Source organism: Marinobacter nauticus ATCC 49840 (assembly GCF_000284615.1).
In the GTDB taxonomy this organism is placed as follows: domain Bacteria; phylum Pseudomonadota; class Gammaproteobacteria; order Pseudomonadales; family Oleiphilaceae; genus Marinobacter; species Marinobacter nauticus.
The window spans coordinates 2,655,001-2,668,337 of the sequence record NC_017067.1 but is presented as its reverse complement, the minus strand read 5'-3'; the positions used below and the strand labels follow the sequence as shown (position 1 = coordinate 2,668,337).

Annotated in this window: 18 protein-coding genes; 6 read left to right on the top strand and 12 right to left on the bottom strand. The window is 58.3% G+C overall.

The window, feature by feature from the left end; translation table 11 throughout:
• Positions 1 to 3 precede the first annotated feature (3 nt).
• Positions 4 to 828 (top strand): carbon-nitrogen hydrolase family protein, encoded by an 825-nt coding sequence (locus MARHY_RS12430; RefSeq protein ID WP_041654869.1) that lies wholly within the window; start codon positions 4 to 6, stop codon positions 826 to 828.
• On the opposite strand, the gene yjgA is transcribed toward MARHY_RS12430, so the two are convergent.
• The 12 genes from yjgA to MARHY_RS12370 form a co-directional block, all read right to left on the bottom strand.
• Complete coding sequence (gene yjgA / locus MARHY_RS12425) at positions 829 to 1,353, bottom strand: ribosome biogenesis factor YjgA (protein ID WP_011786166.1); 525 nt, start codon at positions 1,351 to 1,353, stop codon at positions 829 to 831.
• A gap of 17 nt (positions 1,354 to 1,370) precedes the next feature.
• The gene (mgtE, locus tag MARHY_RS12420) at positions 1,371 to 2,732 is read right to left on the bottom strand and encodes a magnesium transporter (RefSeq protein WP_011786165.1); all 1,362 of its coding nucleotides are present in this window, start codon (positions 2,730 to 2,732) and stop codon (positions 1,371 to 1,373) included.
• 91 nt (positions 2,733 to 2,823) lie between these two features.
• Positions 2,824 to 3,093 carry an HPr family phosphocarrier protein gene (locus MARHY_RS12415; RefSeq protein ID WP_011786164.1) on the bottom strand — a complete coding sequence of 90 codons (270 nt, stop codon included), beginning with the start codon at positions 3,091 to 3,093 and terminating at the stop codon, positions 2,824 to 2,826.
• Positions 3,094 to 3,099: 6 nt separating this feature from the next.
• Entirely contained in the window at positions 3,100 to 3,984 is an 885-nt protein-coding gene (rapZ, locus tag MARHY_RS12410) for an RNase adapter RapZ (RefSeq protein WP_014422110.1), read from the bottom strand.
• A gap of 54 nt (positions 3,985 to 4,038) precedes the next feature.
• Positions 4,039 to 4,509 (bottom strand): PTS IIA-like nitrogen regulatory protein PtsN, encoded by a 471-nt coding sequence (gene ptsN / locus MARHY_RS12405; RefSeq protein WP_014422109.1) that lies wholly within the window; start codon positions 4,507 to 4,509, stop codon positions 4,039 to 4,041.
• A gap of 88 nt (positions 4,510 to 4,597) precedes the next feature.
• The gene (hpf, locus tag MARHY_RS12400; protein ID WP_011786161.1) at positions 4,598 to 4,906 is read right to left on the bottom strand and encodes a ribosome hibernation promoting factor; all 309 of its coding nucleotides are present in this window, start codon (positions 4,904 to 4,906) and stop codon (positions 4,598 to 4,600) included.
• 73 nt (positions 4,907 to 4,979) lie between these two features.
• On the bottom strand, positions 4,980 to 6,509 hold the full coding sequence (locus MARHY_RS12395; RefSeq protein WP_041655572.1) for an RNA polymerase factor sigma-54: 1,530 nt from the start codon (positions 6,507 to 6,509) through the stop codon (positions 4,980 to 4,982).
• A gap of 188 nt (positions 6,510 to 6,697) precedes the next feature.
• Complete coding sequence (lptB, locus tag MARHY_RS12390; protein ID WP_014422107.1) at positions 6,698 to 7,423, bottom strand: LPS export ABC transporter ATP-binding protein; 726 nt, start codon at positions 7,421 to 7,423, stop codon at positions 6,698 to 6,700.
• Positions 7,401 to 7,967 (bottom strand): lipopolysaccharide transport periplasmic protein LptA, encoded by a 567-nt coding sequence (gene lptA / locus MARHY_RS12385; protein ID WP_014422106.1) that lies wholly within the window; start codon positions 7,965 to 7,967, stop codon positions 7,401 to 7,403. The genes lptB and lptA overlap by 23 nt, the downstream gene beginning before the upstream one ends.
• Positions 7,951 to 8,550 (bottom strand): LPS export ABC transporter periplasmic protein LptC, encoded by a 600-nt coding sequence (lptC, locus tag MARHY_RS12380; RefSeq protein WP_014422105.1) that lies wholly within the window; start codon positions 8,548 to 8,550, stop codon positions 7,951 to 7,953. The genes lptA and lptC overlap by 17 nt, the downstream gene beginning before the upstream one ends.
• Positions 8,547 to 9,116 carry a KdsC family phosphatase gene (locus tag MARHY_RS12375; RefSeq protein WP_014422104.1) on the bottom strand — a complete coding sequence of 190 codons (570 nt, stop codon included), beginning with the start codon at positions 9,114 to 9,116 and terminating at the stop codon, positions 8,547 to 8,549. The genes lptC and MARHY_RS12375 overlap by 4 nt, the downstream gene beginning before the upstream one ends.
• Positions 9,116 to 10,105, bottom strand: a complete 990-nt coding sequence (locus tag MARHY_RS12370; protein WP_011786155.1) for a KpsF/GutQ family sugar-phosphate isomerase — start codon at positions 10,103 to 10,105, stop codon at positions 9,116 to 9,118. The genes MARHY_RS12375 and MARHY_RS12370 overlap by 1 nt, the downstream gene beginning before the upstream one ends.
• Before the next feature lie 174 nt (positions 10,106 to 10,279).
• Here MARHY_RS12370 and MARHY_RS12365 point away from each other — a divergent pair, with 174 nt between their 5' ends.
• From MARHY_RS12365 to MARHY_RS12345, 5 genes are read left to right on the top strand one after another with little or no spacing between them, the layout of a single operon-like run.
• Positions 10,280 to 11,092 carry an ATP-binding cassette domain-containing protein gene (locus MARHY_RS12365; RefSeq protein WP_014422103.1) on the top strand — a complete coding sequence of 271 codons (813 nt, stop codon included), beginning with the start codon at positions 10,280 to 10,282 and terminating at the stop codon, positions 11,090 to 11,092.
• Positions 11,089 to 11,871 (top strand): lipid asymmetry maintenance ABC transporter permease subunit MlaE, encoded by a 783-nt coding sequence (gene mlaE / locus MARHY_RS12360; protein WP_011786153.1) that lies wholly within the window; start codon positions 11,089 to 11,091, stop codon positions 11,869 to 11,871. Before MARHY_RS12365 ends, mlaE begins: the two co-directional genes overlap by 4 nt.
• Before the next feature lie 20 nt (positions 11,872 to 11,891).
• Positions 11,892 to 12,341 carry an outer membrane lipid asymmetry maintenance protein MlaD gene (gene mlaD, locus MARHY_RS12355; RefSeq protein ID WP_011786152.1) on the top strand — a complete coding sequence of 150 codons (450 nt, stop codon included), beginning with the start codon at positions 11,892 to 11,894 and terminating at the stop codon, positions 12,339 to 12,341.
• Positions 12,342 to 12,367: 26 nt separating this feature from the next.
• Positions 12,368 to 13,021, top strand: a complete 654-nt coding sequence (locus MARHY_RS12350; protein ID WP_014422102.1) for an MlaC/ttg2D family ABC transporter substrate-binding protein — start codon at positions 12,368 to 12,370, stop codon at positions 13,019 to 13,021.
• Complete coding sequence (locus MARHY_RS12345; RefSeq protein ID WP_014422101.1) at positions 13,018 to 13,335, top strand: STAS domain-containing protein; 318 nt, start codon at positions 13,018 to 13,020, stop codon at positions 13,333 to 13,335. Before MARHY_RS12350 ends, MARHY_RS12345 begins: the two co-directional genes overlap by 4 nt.
• Positions 13,336 to 13,337 lie beyond the last annotated feature (2 nt).

Below are 13,337 nucleotides of genomic sequence, written 5' to 3'. Positions count from 1 at the left end.
ATGATGGTTCAGGTCGCGGCAATACAAATGGTCAGTACCCATGACATCGATGCCAACCTTGAAGAGGCCCGCAGACTGCTGGCTGAAGCGGCAGGCGCAGGGGCGAAGGTGGCTGTGTTGCCCGAGAACTTCGCCGTTCTGGCCACCGCGCAGATGCTGGAGTGCGGCCGCCGGGAGGCGAGTAGCGAGCCTGTTATCCGTCGCTTTCTGGCCGAGCAGGCCCGGTCATTGGGGCTCTGGATTGTCGGCGGTTCCCTGCCGTTGGCCAGTCGGCGAGATGGTTCAGAGATAACAGACCGGGTACGCGCCACCTGTCTGGTGTACAACGATCATGGCGAAGAAGTGGCCCGCTACGACAAGATTCACCTGTTTGACGCCATGGTTGAAGACGCCCACGGCCAGTATCGGGAATCGGATACCTTTGAGCCCGGTGATCAGGCGATTACGGTGGATACGCCGGCCGGACGACTGGGGTTGGCGATCTGTTACGACCTTCGCTTTCCAGAACTGTTCCGGGCCTTGAGAGAGCAGGGCGCCGAATGGGTCTGCCTGCCCAGCGCCTTTACCTGGCAGACGGGCAATGCCCATTGGCACGCCCTGATACGCGCCCGCGCCATTGAAAACCAGGTCTGGGTGGTGGCGCCGGGGCAAGGGGGGCAGAACAGTAGCCGGCGAAGAACCTATGGCCACAGCCTGATCTGCGATCCCTGGGGTAAGATCGTCAGTGAGTTCGACGAAGGTCCGGGCATGGCTTGCGCCAATCTGGACCTGGAGCAGCTGAATCAGTTGCGAAGCCGTATGCCCGTGTGGGAGCACCGGCGGCTCTGATTACTGCTCGGCGTCGTCGATCCATTCCCGCAGAGCCCGGAACAGCTTTCGGGCCTGGCCGGTATTCTTGCCTTTTTCGACTTCCTTGCGGGCATTGCGCACCAGATTGCGCAGGTGCTGTACATCGGCCGAAGGGCAGTAATCAATAAACTCTCCTACCACCTTGTCACCTTCGGAAATCATCCGGTCGCGCCAGCGCTCGGCCAGATGGTGTCGGCGGGTATGCTCTTCGCTGCCAGCGTGGAAGGCGTCGATGGCACGGCCAATAGCTTCGGGGTCGTCCTCCTGGCGCAACACCTTACCAATGTACTGCAAGTGTCGCCGGCGGGCCTCACGCTGGGGAATCCGGCGTGATTCAATGATCGCCGCTTTCAGGGTCTCGCTGATGCTCAGGGTGGCCAGCTGTTCGTCGTTCAGGTCCAGCATGCGTTTGCCCAGATCCTGAAGCGCGTGCATTTCGCGCTTCAGCTGCGATTTGCTGGGGCCAAGGTCGTCCTGGAATTCGTCGTCAAATTGGTCAGTCATGGTAGGTCACAGGTTGCTCAGGCATAGAAAATGGTGGCCAGTCCCAGGAAGGCCATGAAGCCGACAACGTCGGTTACGGTGGTGAGTATCACACTGCCGGCCAGGGCCGGGTCAATGTTCCGGGATTTCAGGAACAGCGGCAAGACGGTGCCCACCAGCGCCGCCGCCACCAGGTTAATCACCAGTGCCGCCGCGATGATGGCACCAATCAGCCAGTCCTGGAACCAGACCACCGCGGCGGTGGCAACCACCACCGCCCACAGCAGGCCGTTCAGTACCCCGGACAGAAACTCACGGTTCAGCAGCCAGCCCACGTTGGCACCGCTGATCTGGCCAACGGCCATACCCCGGATCACCAGGGTCAGAGTCTGGCTACCGGCAATGCCGCCCATGCTGGCCACAATTGGCATCAGTACGGCCAGTGCAACGACTTTGGCAATAGTGTCTTCAAACAGTCCAATCACGGCCGATGCGGTAAAGGCCGTGATCAGATTGATGCCCAGCCAGACCGCGCGCCGGCGGGTGGTCTTCATCACCGGGGCAAAGGTGTCCTCGTCTTCATCCAGACCAGCCATACTCATCAGGGAATGGTCTGCGTCCTCACGGATAACGTCGACCACGTCATCGATGGTGATCCGGCCCAGCAGCTTGTTGGTCTCATCCACCACAGGGGCAGAAATCAGGTCGTAGCGTTCGAACAGAGTGGCGACCTTGGTGTCGGACAGGGACACGGGAATGGGTTCAATGTCCGTGTCCATCACTTCCCGAACGGTAGCCGCGGGATTGGATACCAGCATCCGGGTAATGGGCAGCATGCCGATAAACTCGTCCCGACGGCTGACCACAATCAGGCTGTCGGTCATCGGGGGCAGGCTGCGGTGACGGCGCAGGTAGCGCAACACAACGTCGATGCTGATGTCCGGCCGTACCGTGATGGTATCGGTGTTCATCAGGCCGCCGGCAGTGTCCTCCGGGTAAGCGAGGACTTCCTCGACCCGCTGACGGTCTTGCTCATCCATGGTGTCCAGGACTTCCTGGATCACCGTGTCCGGCAATTGCTGAAGCAAGTCGGCCAGGTCATCCGACTCGAAATCTTCCAGAATGTCCGCAAGCTCCTGCGCGTTCAGCTGGCTCAGGAAGTAGCTACGAATATCGTCGCCAAGGTACTGGAGGACTTCCCCTTCCAGCTGCTTGTCGACCAGGTTCCAGAGCAGGGCCCGTTGGCGTGGTGGCGAGGATTCCAGAAGGTGAGCAATATCGCTGGGGCTCAGACCGCCATTCAGAATGCGGGCCACCTGCTTGAGGGCACCACTGTCCAGCGCTTCACTGAGTGAGCGAAGGCGTTGGCGGGCCTGGCTTTTTTCCAGAATGTCGGTCATTGAACCACCTGCGATCAGAAAACCTTTGCATTATAGCGGAGTTAGGTGGCACACGTGAGAAAGGATTGTAGGTGAATGACGAAACCGGAGGTTATTCCCCTTCACCAAAATAATCGTTGATCAGGGCAGCCAGCGCGTCGATGGCATCCTGTTCGTCCGGGCCATCGGCAACCAGTTCCACTTCGGTGCCCTGGCTGGCGGCCAGCATCATCACCTGCATGATGTTCTTGGCGTCTACGTCCCGGCCTTTGCCGCGGATTCGCACCTTGCTGTCAAAGTCTGATGCGGTGGCCACAAGCTTCGCCGTGGCCCGCGCATGCAGGCCGAGTTTGTTGATGATGGTGATGGGGCGGCAAATCATAGGCGCTCAGATTTCTCCCCGGGTTTGAAGGTGTGGCAGTTCGGTGTGGCGCACCTGCACATTGCGGTAATTATCGCGGAAATAGCGCCCGAGCTGCTCACACACATAAACAGAGCGGTGCTGGCCACCGGTGCAACCGATGGAAATGGTCATGTAACTACGATTGCTGTCGGCAAACGAGGGCAGCCAGGTATTCAGGAAGCCCGTGACGTCATCCACCATCTGACGTGTCAGCGGTTCCCGTTCCAGAAATTCGATGACCGGCTGATCAACGCCGGTGTGCTTGCGCAGGCTGGTGTCCCAGTATGGATTGGGCAGGCAGCGGACGTCGAAGACATAGTCTGAATCCACCGGCACGCCATGTTTGAAGCCAAAGGACTGGAACAGCAGTGCCAGTTCCTGATCCTTGCGGCCGGCCACGCGCTGCTTGATCATGTCGCGTAGCTCGTACATGGAGAGCCCGGTCGTGTTGACGTAAAGATCGGCCAGCTTTGACAGGGGTTCCAGTAATTGCTTTTCGTTGGTGATTGCCTCCCGCAGAGACGTCTTGTCATCGCTCAGCGGATGCTTGCGGCGGGTTGCGTGAAAGCGTTGCAGCAGTGACTGTTCGTCGGCATCCAGGAATATGATTTCAACCTCGACACCGGTCTGCTTCAGTTGCTGGTAAATGGTTTCAAAATTGGCCAGCTCGGCGGACAGGTTACGGGCATCAATACTGACGGCCATTTTTTTCAGCCGGCCGGGCGCTTCCTGGGTGGCCGCCTCTCGGGTCAGCGGGAACAGCAAGCCAATGGGCAGGTTGTCGATGCAGTAGAATCCCAGGTCTTCCAGCACATGCAGAGCCGTACTCTTGCCGGAACCGGATCGGCCACTGACGATAATCAGCTTCATGGGACTGTTTCTCCTTCAATCTGCCTGGCAGCCTGTCCAGATATCAGGCTGATCTCAGTGATTATTCTCCGCCATACGCTGGTAAAGGGTCGCGGGATCTTCACTTTGGCGCAGCCGGGCGCAGAAAGTGCTGTCATTGAAGCGCTCCGCCAGCTGGCTCAGTAATTCCAGGTGTTCACTGGTGGCTTCTTTGGGGACGATCAGTGCAAACACCAGATCTACCGGCTGGTTATCGATAGCATCAAAGTCTACCGGCTCCTCCAGAGTCATCAGCACGCCGATGACCCGGTCCAGGCCTTCCAGTCGGCAGTGGGGGATGGCAATACCCTCACCGATACCGGTGCTGCCCAGCCGTTCGCGGGAGACCAGATTGTTGAAGATCTGGGTGTCGCTGAGGATTTCATCCTGAAAGTGAATCCGTTCAGCGATGAACTCCAGCACACGTTTCTTGCTTGAGGCCGGCACCTTACAGAGGGTCAGTTCAGGGGCAAGAATATTGTCGATGGTCAGGGATGGCTCGCTCATGGATCGACTGCATGTCCGTAAAAAAAAGGCTGCGGCCGGTTAGCCCCGCCGCAGCTCGTTTCATGAAACACCCGGTAAGGTTCGCGCTTCAGCGACCGCCGTTACCGTGCATCCGGTCTACGTTCTTTTCCTTGTGCTTGAGGATCTGACGGTCCAGCTTGTCGACCAGAGCGTCGATTGCGGCGTACATGTCCTCATTTTCTGCCTTTGCGTGAATCTCACCACCAATCACGTGCAGCGTGGCTTCCGCCATCTGGCGCACCTTCTCGACCTCCAGGGTGACCTGGCAGTTACTGATATGGTCGAAGTGACGCTCCAGCTTCTCGAACTTGGTGTTGACGTAATCCTTCAGAGCGGGAGTCAGTTCTACGTGATGGCCTGAAATGTTGAGTTGCATAGGCGTCTCCTGTTGTCATACTGCCGGCGTGCTTGCCGGCTTGCATGCCAGTGCATCTTGCACCGGCGAAAGTTTAAACCAGGCGTTTTCGTTCGTTCGAGGGAGGAATATGCATGGCCTCCCGGTATTTGGCGACGGTACGCCGCGCCACGTTGATTCCCTGTTCCCCTAGCATGGCTGCAATTTTGCTATCGCTCAATGGCTTTTTCGGGGTTTCCTCGGCAATCAGCTTCTTGATCATCGCCCGGATGGCTGTAGACGAGCATTCGCCGCCCTCGGCGGTGCTGACGTGGCTGGAGAAAAAGTACTTCAGCTCGAAAATACCGCGGGGCGTGTGCATGTACTTCTGGGTGGTAACCCGGGAAATCGTGGACTCGTGCATTTCCACCGCCTGGGCAATGTCAGACAGGATCAGAGGCTTCATGGCTTCTTCGCCCTGATCCAGGAACCCTTGCTGGTGTTCAACGATGCGGGTGGCCACTTTCAGCAGGGTTTCATTCCGGCTTTGCAGGCTCTTGATAAACCATTTCGCTTCTTGCAGCTGGTCGCGCAGGTAGGTGTTATCGGCACTGCTGTCAGCCCGGCGGATCAGTGACGCGTAGCTGGCATTCACCCGGATACGCGGAGCGATTTCCGGGTTGAGTTCAACCCGCCATCGGCCTTCGTGTTTGCGTACGATAACGTCCGGGATAACGTAATCTGGTTCGGCCCGGTCCACGACATCGCCAGGGCGCGGGTTCAGGCTGGTGATCAGGGCCAGTACCTGTTTCAGCTGGTCTTCCTTGAGCCGGCTGCGGCGTAACAGCTGCGCGTAGTCCCGGTTGCCAAGCAGATGCAGGAACTGGGTAACCACCAGTCTCGCCTGGCGCAGCCAGGGGGTATCCGGTGGCAGCTGATTGAGCTGAATAAGGAGGCATTCCTGGAGATCACGAGCGAACACGCCGGGCGGGTCGAAGTGTTGCAGGCGGTGGAGTACCGCTTCCACTTCGTCCAGTTCTAACGGGTCTTCTTCGGTTTCGTCCAGCAGGCCTGCGTGAATGTCCTCAATGTCAGACGTCAGGTAGCCGCGCTCATCCACAGCATCCAGCAGCGCGTGGGCAATGGCCTGATCCCGCTCGCTCAGAGGCGTCAGGTTCAGCTGCCACTCGAGGTGATCCTGCAGGGTTTCGGTAGGCGAGTTCCGGGTTTCGAAATCCGATTCGTGTTCGTCTTCGCCTTTGCTGGCCGGAGCCGGGGCAGACTGGTAGATGTCGTCCCAGGCGGTATCCACTGGCAGATCATCGGGAATGTTGTCCGGAATATCGTTCTCGGACGACCAGTCCGGGCCGTTCTCGGTTTCGTCCCAGTCCGGGCTCGCGTCCTGGTGGCTGTCGTCCTGGTTGGCCTCAGAGCTGGAAGCGTCACTGTGCTCGTGCTCTTCGCGCTCGTCGCCTTCCGCGTGCTCATCGTCCTCTGAGGTTTCCAGCATGGGGTTGGATTCCAGCGCCTGCTGGATTTCCTGCTGGAGATCGAGGGTAGAAAGCTGTAGCAGGCGTATGGCCTGCTGCAGCTGGGGCGTCATGGTCAGACTCTGGCCCAGCTTAAGCTGTAATGAGGCTTTCATAACCATGGCTCAAGATCCATAACTCATGGGCATCCCGGTTGTTGCTTTGCCGGCGCACAGGCCGAAAAAAATGTTGTACGCTGGTTACTTGCCATTGTCTGTGAACAGTATAAGCAAGTTTTTTGCCGAGTTTACTTGCTACAGATCATCAAAACAATCAGACCTCGGATAAACCCTGTTTTATCAGGTCAGAGCCGGAACTCATCACCCAGATACACTTCTTTCACTTGCTGGTTTGCCAGAATGGCTTCGGCATTGCCGGAGGCGATGATGTGGCCGCCGGAAACGATGTAGGCATTCTCGCAGATGTCGAGGGTTTCCCGAACGTTATGGTCGGTAATCAACACGCCTATACCTTTATCCCGCAGGTGCCGGATAATGTGCTTGATGTCACTGACGGAGATAGGGTCTACGCCCGCGAAGGGTTCGTCCAACAGGATAAACGCGGGCTCCATGGCCAGCGCCCGGGCGATTTCAACCCTGCGGCGTTCGCCTCCGGATAGCGCCATACCCACGCTGTCTCGGATGTGAGTAATATGAAACTCTTCCAGCAACTCTTCCAGCTTGGCCTCCCGTTCCGCCCGACTCATGCCTTTGCGGGTTTCGAGGATGGCCATGATGTTGTCCCGCACGGTCAGTTTGCGAAACACGGAGGCTTCCTGGGGCAGGTAACCGATGCCCTTGCGGGCGCGCCCATGCATTGGCAGTGGGGTGATGTCCTGGGTGTCGATGGTGATCCGGCCGTGATCCGCAGGCACCAGGCCCACGATCATGTAGAAGCAAGTCGTCTTGCCGGCGCCGTTGGGGCCGAGCAGGCCGACAATCTCTCCGGAGCGAATTTCCAGAGAAACGTCCAGTACTACTTTTTTCTGCTTGTAGCTTTTTGCCAGATTACTGGCCCTGAGAACTGCCATCCGAATCTTTCCCGTCACTGGATTGAGCTGAATTACGAGGCTGAATCACCATTTCCACCCGGCCGGAGCCGCCGTCGGATGGCGTGCCGCCTTCCGCAGTAACAACGCGGCGAACGGTGTCGTAGTGGATGACATCGCCCCGGAATACGTTGCCGTCTTGTTCAATAACGGCCTGGCGTTCAAAAATGACCAGGTTTTCATCGCCAGACCAGGTGATGTTCAGGGCCTTGGCATCGGTCATGCCTTCGCCTTCCTGGCCGGGTTGCCGGTAATGGGCGGGGTTGCCGGCGGCTTCAATCCGGCTGACACCCTGTTGGTTGCGGTAAAGTACCACCCGATCCGCGTCCAGCCGGGTTTCGCCCTGAATCAGTTCGACAGCGCCGGTGTAAACGGCCGTTCCGGCGCTTTCATCCAGGCGGGCCGAATCTGCACTGACCTTTATGGGGATATCGGAATCCAGGTTGAATGCCGATGCCGGGCCGGCCAGCAATGCCAGGGCCAGAATCGCTGGCCGGCAGAAAGATCGTTTACCTGACGGTTTCATATTGTCCCTCTACCCGGGAGTTGAGTTCGAGAATGCGTTCGTTGATCCAGGCTTTCATGCCGGTGGAGCGGGTGACGCCGAAAGGCTCGGTGATGGTCACCGGCTGGTCGGTATAGACGGTGCCGTTGCTGTTGTCCAAGGTCAGCGCCCCGGTCTCCAGAATGGCTTCGCGGCCTTTGGACTGTCGGGTCAGTCGGACGTTCCCCATCAGTTCCAGCATTTCATTGTTCTGCTGAAGGCTACCTTCATTAGACTCGATGAGCCAAGGTTCGGGACTGCCCTCACTGAAAAGTCGGGCTCTCGGCGTATCCAGATGAGCCGTGCCGGTTGCTTCAAACTGCTCAATTCTGGGGCTTTTGAGATCAAACTGGAGGTTCCCTTGCTCATCCCAGGCGCGGTATTGGCCGCCGATCACAAAGCCGTCGGGCTCTGCGGGCCCCCGTAGTTCGCTGGCGGCATTCCGCGAACTGACAGGCTCGTCACTTTGCCACAGCAGAAAAACGGTTGCTGTTACGGTGGCGGCAAGGGCCAGGGCTGTAATCCGCCGTTTGCCACGATCGCCGAAAAGCCGCTCGGTGATCATGCTGGCTCGTCCAGATAGGGGGCAAGAGTGTTGTCCAGATGCCCTTGCGCCCAGAGCAGGAGATCGCAGGCCTCGCGCACAGCGCCCTGTCCACCGGGGCTGCGGGTACAGTAGTCGGCGTGTTGCTGAACCAGCCAGTAGCCGTTGGGTACCGTGATGCCAAGGCCGGCAAAACGCAGCGCGGGCAGGTCGGGCAGGTCGTCGCCCATGTAGGCAATCTGCTCCGGCGCAAGGTTCATATCCCGGATCAATTCCAGTAATGCAATTTTTTTGTCTTCGCGACCCTGCATCAGGTGCGGGATGCCCAAGTCCGACATTCGTCTTTCCGTAAGCGGAGAGCGTCGTCCGGTAATCACCGCCACGGTGATGCCTGCCTGCATCAGTTGTTTCAGGCCCAGGCCGTCAAGAATGTTGAAGGCCTTGAGTTCATCGCCGCTGGCACTGAAATAGAGGCGGCCATCGCTCATGATGCCGTCCACGTCCAGGGCGATCAGGCGAATGTCCGAGGCTTTGGCCTTCAGGGCTGCGTCCCAGTGGGTTTGTAACGGATGCGCTGTCTGAGTCATCAAATCACTCCGGCCCGCAGCAGGTCGTGCATATTAATGGCGCCCACCAGGGTGCCGTTTGCGTCGGTAACCGGCAAGGCGTTGATCTTCATTTCTTCCATGATATTCAAGGCTTCTGCCGCCAGGTGGTCTGCCCGGATGGTTTTGCCGTTGCGGGTCATCACGTCCTGGATGGGAGTAGTGTGCACATCCACGGATTTGTCCAGGGTCCGGCGCAGGTCGCCGTCTGTGAAGATGCCCGTCAGGGTGCCGGCGGCATTAACGACCGTGGTCATACCCAGACCCTTGCGGGTTATTTCCAGCAGTGCCCCGCTCAGGGTTGTGCCCTCGGCAACCTGAGGAATCTGGTCACCGGTGTGCATGATGTCGGATACCCGCAGCAGCAGGCGGCGTCCAAGGCTGCCGCCGGGGTGGGAGAACGCGAAATCCTCGGCGCTGAATCCCCGGGCTTCAAGCAGCGCCACGGCCAGGGCATCCCCCATGACCAGGGTGGCGGTGGTGCTGGAGGTCGGGGCCAGGCCCAGCGGGCAGGCTTCAATGGCCACGCTGACATCCAGGTTGGCAACGGCCTCCTGTGCCAGTACGGAATCGGGTTTGCCTGTCATGCTGATCAATGGTGCGCCCATGCGCTTGATCAGAGGGAGAATGGTGACCACTTCGCTGGTGCTGCCGCTGTTGGATATGGCGATGACCACATCCTGGGGTGTTATCATGCCCAGATCGCCATGGCTGGCTTCGCCGGGATGAACAAAAAAGGCGGGCGTGCCCGTGCTGGCGAGCGTGGCGGCAATCTTGTTGCCGATGTGCCCCGATTTGCCCATACCTGTCACCACAACCCGGCCTTTGCAGGCCATGATGACCTCGCAGGCGCGGCTGAAATCACCGTTTATACGGCTTTCCAGCGCTTCAATGGCTTCGCGCTCGATGCGGATTGCCCGTAGGGCCGAGTTGCAAAAGTCCTGGGTGTTGAAGGTATTTGATTCGGTCATGTCGGCTGGCTGTCTGCTCGATCTGGGATTTGAGGCCGAAGTATATCACTTCTGGTGCCCCCGGCTCGCCTGCATCAGGGATTCTGATCATTGCCATCAAGACATTTTACGTTGCTTTAATTGAGGTCTGGGAGAGCTTGTCATAATGTAGGCGCTCCTTGAAAGGGATGGATTATGGAGTCATCTGCGTACATAACACTTAGGGATGTGGTGTTTTCCCGTTCCGGGCGCCGGATTTTTGATGGAATCAGTCTGGATATTCCCAAAGGGAAGGTGACTGCCATCATGGGGCCCAGTGGTACCGGTAAAACCACGCTCCTCAGGCTCATCGGGGGTCAGCTTCGCCCGGATTCCGGCCAGGTGATTGTGGCAGGCCATGACGTGCCCCGGCTAAAGCGCAAGGCGCTTTACCAGCTGCGCGAAAAAATGGGCATGCTGTTCCAGAGTGGCGCGCTGTTTACCGATCTCAGTGTCTACGAGAATGTCGCTTTCCCGCTGCGTGTGCACACGTCGTTACCCGAAGATATGATTCGGGACATTGTTCTGATGAAGCTGGAGGCGGTGGGCTTGCGTGGTGCCAGAGAGCTGATGCCCTCAGAGTTGTCCGGTGGCATGACCCGGCGCGTCGCTCTGGCCCGCAGTATCGCACTCGACCCGGAGTTGATCATGTACGACGAACCCTTTGCCGGGCAGGATCCGATTGCCATGGGCGTGCTGGTCAAGCTGATCCGGGATCTCAACAGTTCCATGGGGCTGACCAGCGTTCTGGTGTCGCACGACGTGCCTGAATCCCTGAGTATTTGCCATTACGCCTGCATTATTGCCGACGGCAAGGTGATCGGTGAGGGCACTCCCGAGGAGCTGCGGGCACATCCGTCTGAGCGGGTTCAGCAGTTTCTTGAAGGGCAGCCTGATGGCCCGGTGCCGTTCCATTACCCGAGTGGCGATGCGGCGGCTGATTTTGGTGTGGGAGGGCGGTCTTCATGATGGATCGTATTGCCGGCCTGGGGCGGCTCGGGATCGCGATCATTGCCTCCTTCGGTCGTTCCGGGCAGTTTCTTTTCGGCGTGCTGGCCGGCGTCCCCAGGCCTGCAACAGGTTTTCCCCTGCTGGTCAAACAGCTTTACGCAGTCGGCGTGTTGTCGCTGGCGATTGTGGTGGTGTCTGGCTTGTTCATCGGGATGGTGTTGGGGCTTCAGGGCTATACCATTCTCAGCGATTACGGCTCGGAGTCGGCGATTGGTCAGATGATTGCGCTCACGCTGGTGCGCGAACTGGGGCCGGTAGTGACGGCCCTGCTGTTCGCCGGTCGCGCGGGCTCCGCCCTGACGGCAGAGATCGGCCTGATGAAGGCGACGGAACAGCTCTCCAGTATGGAAATGATGGGGGTAGATCCGTTGCGCCGGGTCGTTGCACCGAGACTTTGGGCCGGTTTTCTCGCCATGCCGGTACTTGCCATGATTTTCTCGGTAGTGGGGATCTGGGGCGGCATGCTGGTTGGTGTGGAATGGCTGGGCGTGTTTGAGGGTTCCTTCTGGGGCAACATGCAGTCCTCCGTCGATTTTGTGGATGACGTGCTTAACGGCTTTATCAAGAGTGTGGTGTTCGGGTTCGTGTGTGCCTGGATTGCGGTCTACCAGGGCTATGATTGCGTGCCCACCTCTGCTGGTATCAGTTCGGCGACCACCAAAACCGTGGTCTACTCATCGCTGGCAGTGCTCGGTCTCGATTTCGTACTGACTGCCGTCATGTTCGGTGATTTTTAACAGGATTCAGGGAGCCTTTCATGGCACAAAGAAGCACAGAAATCATTGTTGGGCTGTTCATGATTGCCGGTTTGGCCGCGCTCATGTTTCTGGCGCTGCAGGTGAGTGGCCTGTCGCCGAAATCCGCGGAGCAGACCTATACGCTGTATGCCAATTTCAACGATACCGGTGGCTTGACGCCCCGAGGCAAGGTTTCCATGGCTGGTGTCACTGTCGGTACCATCGAATCCATTACCCTGGACAGGGACACTTTCCAGGCGCGGGTAACCATGTCTATCCATGCTGAGGTTGATAACATCCCGGCCGACAGTGCAGCAGTAATACGTACATCCGGACTGCTGGGTGAGCAGTACATTGATATATCGATTGGCGGGGACCTGGAGTCGCTGAACGCGGGGGATACCTTTTATTCCACCCAGTCCGCCATGAATCTGGAACGGCTGATCAGTAACTTTGCCTCCGGCCGCTGAGCCAGAGCCATGCACAGGAGAAACTAATGAGTGTCCTGAAACACCGTTTGACGTTGATGATTGCCATGGTCGCCCTGATGGTGGGCCAGGTCTGGGCCGGCCCGGAGGAGGATCTGAAGCGTTACGTGGACGAGAATACCCAGAAGCTGGTGCAGAAGCTCAATGCCGAGAAAGGGTTGTACGAAAAGGATCCTGAGGCGTTTTATGCCAGCATGGATGAAACCCTTCAGGAGTTTGTCGATTTTCGCCGGATTGCTGCCCGGGTGATGGGTCGATATGCCCGCCAGACCACGCCAGAGCAGCGGGATGCTTTTGTCGAGAAGTTCAAGCGCAGCCTGTTTGATAGTTATGCCCAGGCCCTGGTTTCTGCGGAAGATTTCGAGATCATCGTCAAGGAAGCCACCATCCTTCCTCAGAATGAGGATCGCGCTTCGGTAGAAATGGAGTTGATCAGTGCCTCCGGCAACCGTTATCCGGTCACTTACTCAATGTACCGGACAGGTGACGACCGCTGGATGATGGAAAACGTCATCGTAGAGGGCGTGAACATCGGCCTTGCCTTCCGGGATCGCTTTGCCCAGGAAATGGAAGAGAATCGCGGCCAGGTTCAGGCGGTCATTGACGGCTGGGGTGACGCGGTTGAGGCCCTGAATCTGGACGAGCAGGTGGATCGTTCATGAGTGATCGGTTGCCGGGCATCGTCCGGAACGGCAAAACTCTTCGCGTAACCGGCGATGTCGATGCCGACACGGTCCTGGCGCTGCGCAAGCAGGGGGAACAGGAAATACGACAGGCCGATGGGACGCTTGAGGTTGATCTGTCCGGGCTTGGCACCGCCCACAGTGTGGTGCTTTCGATGCTTTTATGTTGGCAGCGTCTGGCGTTAAGCCGACATTGCCATCTCTCCTTCACAGGCGCCAGTGAGCGACTTCGTTCTCTGGCCGCACTCAGTAATCTTCAGGATCAGATTCCCGGATTTGCCGAGCACAGCTGACC

Coding starts and splice junctions, on each gene's coding strand:
- MARHY_RS12430 (WP_041654869.1), top strand. CDS start 4: ATGGTTCAGGTCGCGGCAATACAAATGGTCAGTACCCATGACATCGAT.
- yjgA (WP_011786166.1), bottom strand. CDS start 1,353: ATGACTGACCAATTTGACGACGAATTCCAGGACGACCTTGGCCCCAGC.
- mgtE (WP_011786165.1), bottom strand. CDS start 2,732: ATGACCGACATTCTGGAAAAAAGCCAGGCCCGCCAACGCCTTCGCTCA.
- MARHY_RS12415 (WP_011786164.1), bottom strand. CDS start 3,093: ATGATTTGCCGCCCCATCACCATCATCAACAAACTCGGCCTGCATGCG.
- rapZ (WP_014422110.1), bottom strand. CDS start 3,984: ATGAAGCTGATTATCGTCAGTGGCCGATCCGGTTCCGGCAAGAGTACG.
- ptsN (WP_014422109.1), bottom strand. CDS start 4,509: ATGAGCGAGCCATCCCTGACCATCGACAATATTCTTGCCCCTGAACTG.
- hpf (WP_011786161.1), bottom strand. CDS start 4,906: ATGCAACTCAACATTTCAGGCCATCACGTAGAACTGACTCCCGCTCTG.
- MARHY_RS12395 (WP_041655572.1), bottom strand. CDS start 6,509: ATGAAAGCCTCATTACAGCTTAAGCTGGGCCAGAGTCTGACCATGACG.
- lptB (WP_014422107.1), bottom strand. CDS start 7,423: ATGGCAGTTCTCAGGGCCAGTAATCTGGCAAAAAGCTACAAGCAGAAA.
- lptA (WP_014422106.1), bottom strand. CDS start 7,967: ATGAAACCGTCAGGTAAACGATCTTTCTGCCGGCCAGCGATTCTGGCC.
- lptC (WP_014422105.1), bottom strand. CDS start 8,550: ATGATCACCGAGCGGCTTTTCGGCGATCGTGGCAAACGGCGGATTACA.
- MARHY_RS12375 (WP_014422104.1), bottom strand. CDS start 9,116: ATGACTCAGACAGCGCATCCGTTACAAACCCACTGGGACGCAGCCCTG.
- MARHY_RS12370 (WP_011786155.1), bottom strand. CDS start 10,105: ATGACCGAATCAAATACCTTCAACACCCAGGACTTTTGCAACTCGGCC.
- MARHY_RS12365 (WP_014422103.1), top strand. CDS start 10,280: ATGGAGTCATCTGCGTACATAACACTTAGGGATGTGGTGTTTTCCCGT.
- mlaE (WP_011786153.1), top strand. CDS start 11,089: ATGATGGATCGTATTGCCGGCCTGGGGCGGCTCGGGATCGCGATCATT.
- mlaD (WP_011786152.1), top strand. CDS start 11,892: ATGGCACAAAGAAGCACAGAAATCATTGTTGGGCTGTTCATGATTGCC.
- MARHY_RS12350 (WP_014422102.1), top strand. CDS start 12,368: ATGAGTGTCCTGAAACACCGTTTGACGTTGATGATTGCCATGGTCGCC.
- MARHY_RS12345 (WP_014422101.1), top strand. CDS start 13,018: ATGAGTGATCGGTTGCCGGGCATCGTCCGGAACGGCAAAACTCTTCGC.